Genomic DNA, 504 nt, shown 5'->3' with positions numbered 1-504 from the left:
TGATGATAATGGTAGTACCGATAACCTTGTCTCCCTCACGAACTTCGATTTGTTCTACAAGTGGCGACTTGCCATCCTTACCGTCAACACCGTCTCTACCGTCTTTACCATCACGGATAAAGGTCGTTTCACGACTGCCGTCTGGCTTAACGATAGTAATCGTTTGACCTGAATTGCCGTCTTGGTCAGTTCCTGGGGTCACTGTGACTTCGGCACTCTTACCATCTTTGCCATCGACACCGTTGAGAATGGTTTGACGACTAATTTCTTGACCGTCACCATCTTTGATGATAATGGTAGTACCGATAACCTTGTCTCCCTCACGAACTTCGATTTGTTCTACAAGTGGCGACTTACCATCCTTACCATCCTTACCATCCTTACCATCAACACCGTCTCTACCGTCTTTACCATCACGGATAAAGGTAGTTTCACGACTGCCATCTGGCTTAACGATAGTAATCGTTTGACCTGAATTGCCGTCTTGGTCAGTTCCTGGGGTCA

Annotated in this window: 1 pseudogene; it reads right to left on the bottom strand. The window is 46.6% G+C overall.

What is annotated here, in order from left to right:
* Positions 1 to 504, bottom strand: a pseudogene (locus C1G57_RS11155) (hypothetical protein); the annotation flags it as partial.

Origin of the sequence: Streptococcus suis, assembly GCF_002960425.1 — a bacterium.
Taxonomy (GTDB): Bacteria; Bacillota; Bacilli; order Lactobacillales; family Streptococcaceae; genus Streptococcus; species Streptococcus suis_S.
Note: the sequence above shows the minus strand (reverse complement) of the source record. Positions and strands in the feature narration are given on the sequence as shown.